This window comes from Sphingobium sp. UBA5915, assembly GCF_002431195.1.
GTDB classification, from domain to species: domain Bacteria; phylum Pseudomonadota; class Alphaproteobacteria; order Sphingomonadales; family Sphingomonadaceae; genus Sphingobium; species Sphingobium soli.
The window spans coordinates 1-4,826 of record NZ_DJDV01000114.1 but is presented as its reverse complement, the minus strand read 5'-3'; the positions used below and the strand labels follow the sequence as shown (position 1 = coordinate 4,826).

General features: G+C 57.9%; 6 protein-coding genes. 1 reads left to right on the top strand and 5 read right to left on the bottom strand.

The genetic code is table 11. The annotated features are described in order from the left end of the window. From B2V90_RS19980 to B2V90_RS19970, 3 genes are all read right to left on the bottom strand, one after another. Positions 1-535 (bottom strand): phage major capsid protein (locus B2V90_RS19980; RefSeq protein WP_293922945.1); only part of this gene is annotated, 535 nt, incomplete at its 3' end. Positions 536-642: 107 nt separating this feature from the next. Next, positions 643-1,347: an HK97 family phage prohead protease gene (locus B2V90_RS19975; RefSeq protein WP_228222964.1), complete on the bottom strand. Its 705-nt coding sequence runs from the start codon at positions 1,345-1,347 to the stop codon at positions 643-645. A gap of 44 nt (positions 1,348-1,391) precedes the next feature. Next, positions 1,392-2,687 (bottom strand): phage portal protein, encoded by a 1,296-nt coding sequence (locus B2V90_RS19970; RefSeq protein WP_228222965.1) that lies wholly within the window; start codon positions 2,685-2,687, stop codon positions 1,392-1,394. Between the two features lie 249 nt (positions 2,688-2,936). Between B2V90_RS19970 and B2V90_RS19965 the strand changes: the two genes are divergently transcribed. Continuing rightward, positions 2,937-3,152, top strand: coding sequence for a hypothetical protein (locus tag B2V90_RS19965; RefSeq protein ID WP_228222966.1), 216 nt, complete (start codon positions 2,937-2,939; stop codon positions 3,150-3,152). 44 nt (positions 3,153-3,196) lie between these two features. Here B2V90_RS19965 and B2V90_RS19960 read toward each other — a convergent pair whose 3' ends face one another. Continuing rightward, positions 3,197-4,573 carry a terminase large subunit domain-containing protein gene (locus B2V90_RS19960; RefSeq protein WP_228222967.1) on the bottom strand — a complete coding sequence of 459 codons (1,377 nt, stop codon included), beginning with the start codon at positions 4,571-4,573 and terminating at the stop codon, positions 3,197-3,199. Continuing rightward, positions 4,563-4,826, bottom strand: a 264-nt coding sequence (locus tag B2V90_RS19955; RefSeq protein WP_293922944.1) for a hypothetical protein, incomplete at its 5' end; no start/stop codon positions are given. The genes B2V90_RS19960 and B2V90_RS19955, both read right to left, overlap by 11 nt.

Sequence of the window (4,826 nt, the reverse complement as noted above, 5' to 3'; positions counted from 1 at the left end):
TGACATCGGCGAAACCCCAACGCAGCTTGGCGAAGGTATCGACGGTGTTGAGGTCGTAGGCAGCCTTTTCAGTCTTCGTCAGCGCGGCACCGGAGGTCTTGACCTTGATGATGCGTTCCAGATTGCCAGACACAGACAACACGCGAGCGAGTGCGCGGATCGGGCTGGCCTTGTTCAGTGCGCGGGTGATTTCGCTGTCGAAGTGGGTAGGGATCGTGTGACCACCTTCCACGTTGACCGTGCGGCTGAATTCGTCGGCCTTGATGTCGCCATCGGTGACAGCGTGGCGGCCCTTGACGAACGCGAACTGCGCGACGCGCAGATCGTCGGAGGCATCTACTGTCTGGGACTTGGTAGTGGACTTGCGCGCCAGTGCTTCGGTCGCTGCTTCGATAGCGGCTTCCTGCTCAACCTGCTTATCCTGTAGGGACTTGATTTCGGCATAGAGGGTCTGGACCTCTGCCTTGTTAACAGCGTCCGCCGAATTGGCCTTGGTCGCCAGTTCGTCAAACAGCTTCTGGATATTCTCGTTCACTATTCACCTCTGATTTCGAGTTCAGAGGAGGGCGAAAGCGAGTCCTTCTGTTATAAGAGGGCGAGTCCTGAACGGAGTGCCGGTCAGCATTCCTGCTGACGCTTTATTTATCGATCGAAAGCCTGCTTGATGCGGTAGGACAGCCAAGCATCTTCAAATGCCTTCTGTAGCTGTTCATCATCTTCTGATGCTGCCGCCTCGATTATCTCGGTTGGATCGAGCGCGACTTCTGCCAGCATGTCATCATGGGCAGTGCCGTTCGCCACGGCGCGCAGCGTTTCCGCGAAATCCGCGAGGCGCTGCTGATCCTCAAGGCTCAGGTCGCTGTAGCTTTCGCCGATGTTGCCCTTCACGGCGCTGATGACGGCCAGCTCGTTGCAGGGGAAAGTGACTGCGCTGATCTCATGGAGCGCAATTTCCTTGAGGCGCAGGACACGACGGTCCTTCACGCGGTCGGCCTGCTTCTGGATCACCCGATAGCCGATGGAGAAGCTGTCCAGCGTTCCATCAAGAAACTGCTGGCGGACGTTCTGACCATCATGGCTTTCTGAGAAGCGGGCTTTGAAATACAGGCCTTCGTCGCTGTCGCGCAGTTCAACGATCTTACCGATAGGGCGGTCATGACGGTGGTGGGCAAGGAAGGGCATTCCCTTTCTGCTGCCGTTGAAGCGATCTAGGGTTCGGGCATATGCCCCGCGTTCCACGATATCACCGGCATGGTCGATGTTGCCATATGTGGACGCCAGACCTTCGACCTCGTTCTCCCTGATAGGAGCGGCTTTGAAACTCTTCGTCAGAAATTGCATGGTCATAAGCGTCTGGTTCCTATCAGTTCCTCTTGCCGTTATTTATTGCGTTACCCGCGCTGATCGGCGCGGCGGCTGGTATCTGCGCCGTGGCCAACGATGCGGGGTTTGGCTGTTTCGGGCTGCTGCTGGGGTTCCTTGTCACCACTAGAAGTGGCGAACGCTTCGCCAGCACCGGCAACCGGGATAGGGACATTGCCCCATTCCACGGGCGGCCAGCCCATCGATTCTCGATACTCGTTGAACGTCAGCGCGCCGCGACCGGCCATCTTGTCGACCTGCTCCAGCTTATCGTCCTGGAGGTATGGAAGCTGGGTTTCATCAATCGTGAGGGACAACTTCAGGTCGCCCATCTCTTCAGCCAGAAAGGCTTGAAGATGGCCAAGGATGAATTCGGCGCGGGGCTTGAGCCAGCCAGTATAGAAGGTGCGATCCGCCGTTCGCATGTTCATGCCGGTGGTTTCGCCCTCAAAGCCCAGCATGACCGGCTGGACGCCAAGCGCCATTGCGATGCGGCGTTCCAGAGCCTTCACGACATCAACAATGTCGAGTTCCGCGAAGGTCATCTGGTTTTCGATGAAGTTCGACCCGGCGACCAGACCCTTGAGTTCGTCGTCGCTGCGAAGGCGCTCCATCGTGTCGCGCAGCTTTGCCCAATCATCGTCGGTCATGTCGTCCAAGCCGTCGATCTCTGGCAGCGTGATCCAGCCTGCCTTGCGACCGCCATTGGCGAAACGGGCATACATGAGTTTCGTAGCGGCGGCATATGCCGAGACATCGGCCAAGATAGCGTCGCCGGCTCCTGACCCCTGTAAGGCGCTCAGCGGGTTATAGATGCTGATTTGCAGCACGGCCCCGTCGATGACCTCATAGCGATTGGTGCCGTGGATGATGCGTTCGACCATCTGCGTGCGGCCGAAATCGTCAGGGTCCATCGTGAAGATGAGTTCTGGCTTGCTGGTGCCGGTCAGGCGTTTCGACGGGTCGTAGAGGATGCGGTTCTGATCCGGCTCCTGATACATGAAGTCGGGGCGAAGCCCTTCAATGACCGGCCTGCTGGCAATCTCTTTGTTGAGGAACAGCCAATTATCGCCGCCGATGCCAAGGTCCGTTTCGATCACACGGAGTAGGTTGCTCATCGTGCGGTCGCGGAAATTGGGCTTGGTCAGGACTTTCTTGGTCGCCTTGCTGGCGCCTTCGATCTTGATCGTGATGCTGGCCAGCTTCTCGGCGCGGATTTCAAAGCAGCGACGGCTAACCGGGCATTTGTAGAGCAGCTTCTTGGCGCGGGCTGCGAAGTTCTCTTCGTCCGTCCAAACGCCTGAAAGGCCGCCCGTGCTGAACATGCCGCCTACGCTGCGGCGACTGCTGGGCCTTTCGACCTTTCCGTAATCACGAGATTTCTGCCAGAACCACGCCACTGTGCCACCGTTATTTGGTTGATCTACAGGGTATTTAGCGAGACGAGGGTCGAAGCGTGGACGGTGGTCACGAGGCGACCTCAGCCCCTTCCTCTGTTTTTTCAATTGCCCCTTGTTTGGCTTTGAGGCTGTCACCACTAATGGGAGCCGCCTTAGCTGAGGAGCAATTCGCCCATGCCGTCACTTACCCACATCGGTCCAAACCGTCTCAAAAATGACATTAGTCTGGACATGAAAATATCACCCGGACCGCTGGGCCAACTGCTGTGGTCGCAGCGGCAAAAAATACCCGATTACGACCCTAAAAGCCGTTATGTAATCTACTGCGCGAACAGCTATTACGATATCACCGAAGACGGCTACGCCAATCTCGGACCAGATTACGATTAGCGAATTTCGCCTGCCGTATCGGTGACTTAGGATGACAAAGATACTCACAGGCGTCCTAGATCAACGACTGAGAATCTCTGCTTGGGCTTGGTTCCGAGCAGATGGTTCACGCCTTGCGTGAAGGCGTCGCCACGGTCAGGGCTGGACTTCATATCCGGCTCCCATTCGACAAGCTGCGTTTCCAGCTTATCCGACCGGCGCAGCAGCTTCACCTTGCCCATCTGGCAATGGATGAACGCTTCCTCCGCACGGGCATATTTGCTCTTCACGGCGGTCACGGGGATCACTCGAAGTGAGAAACCTGCTTCCAACGCCATCTTGCGGAGTAGGGCAGGGCCGGACTTCTGGTTGTTATCCTCGAACAGCACGAAGTCACCGGGCTTCAAATGGCGCTTCGCCAGTTCCACGATGTAGCGGTAGCTGGCGTCCAGACCCATCTTATCCGAGAAGTCGTCCAGCATGATCGCCTGTTTGCCCTTCTTGCCGAACAGGACGATGCCAGTTTCGTCGTTCACGCCGCCGCTAGGGTCGATGCTGAGGAAGCGGCGTCCGCATGTTTCCGCATAGGCACTGGGCAGCAGGTTCGTTTCCAGCGCCATGGCCTCGATATTATCACGGCTCCATAGCTGGCTCTCGCCGGTCGTCCATTCGCCCATGATCTCTTCGCGAGCCTTGGTGCTGCCCACGGCAGCTTCCGCTGTCAGTTCGGCCAGGTGGTCCGCGTCCTGATGGATATTGGCCATGGACGATGCCGTGGACGTGACCGTGTTGGGGCGTGTCTCAATGGCCTTCACCCATTCCTGCGCCTTGATAGGCGAGGTGGTGATAATCAGCTTTGTGCCGTGCTGATGCTTCTCACGGACAGCGCGGAACAGGTTATCGAAGGTGCGCTCATTTCGCCAAAGCGTGAGTTCGTCGCCCCAGCCGAAGTTCAGCGATGGACCACGGATGCCCTGCGGATCGTCGGCGGTGTAGATGGTCGCACGCGTGCCGTTGGGCCAGATGACCGCCGCATCATGGGGTTTGAAGTGCGGGACAAAATCAGGGCGGGCGGTATTGATGAGGCCACTCGGCCCAAGGATCATGGTGTCGCGGACATGCTTGAATGTCGGGCCGACGAGGATGCCATAGCCGCCGGGGAAGACATATTCGGCCAGCAGATTGCAGTTGGTAGCAGCCGCGTGGGTCTTGCCCGCGCCACGTCCCATGCGGAGCATCCAGATACGCCAGTCCACGCGGGGCATAAGCTGATGCTCTTCCAGCGCGAACGCCGGGTCTTGCATGACGGCTAGAATGGCTTCGCGAAACTCATCGTCCTGAGCGGGGAGCCATTCGTTCCAGAAGGCATTGACACCGCAATAGAGGGTCTGGTCGCGAACGAAGGAGATAAGGTCTAGGTAGTCGTCCAGCTTACTGGCCATCGATTACCTTGCCGCGCTTGGCGGCGGCGTCTGCGATACGCTCCTGTAGCGAACGAGCCTTGAGAAGCTGGTCGGTCTTCTTCTGGTCTAGCTGGTGACGACGATGCGCCTCAGCCAATGCGGCCTGTTGCTCGTCAAATGCCTGCTTGTGGATGCGCTGCCATATCTGGGCGCGCTGGTAATCCGACATCTGGCCGTAGAGGGCCAGATAGCATTGTTGATCGAGCGTAGGTAAGCGTACGGCCTCGGGCGT

Excerpts from the sequence above, each read along its gene's own strand:
- B2V90_RS19965 (WP_228222966.1), top strand. The coding sequence starts at position 2,937 with ATGCCGTCACTTACCCACATCGGTCCAAACCGTCTCAAAAATGACATT.
- B2V90_RS19970 (WP_228222965.1), bottom strand. The coding sequence starts at position 2,687 with ATGTTCAGCACGGGCGGCCTTTCAGGCGTTTGGACGGACGAAGAGAAC.
- B2V90_RS19975 (WP_228222964.1), bottom strand. The coding sequence starts at position 1,347 with ATGACCATGCAATTTCTGACGAAGAGTTTCAAAGCCGCTCCTATCAGG.
- B2V90_RS19960 (WP_228222967.1), bottom strand. The coding sequence starts at position 4,573 with ATGGCCAGTAAGCTGGACGACTACCTAGACCTTATCTCCTTCGTTCGC.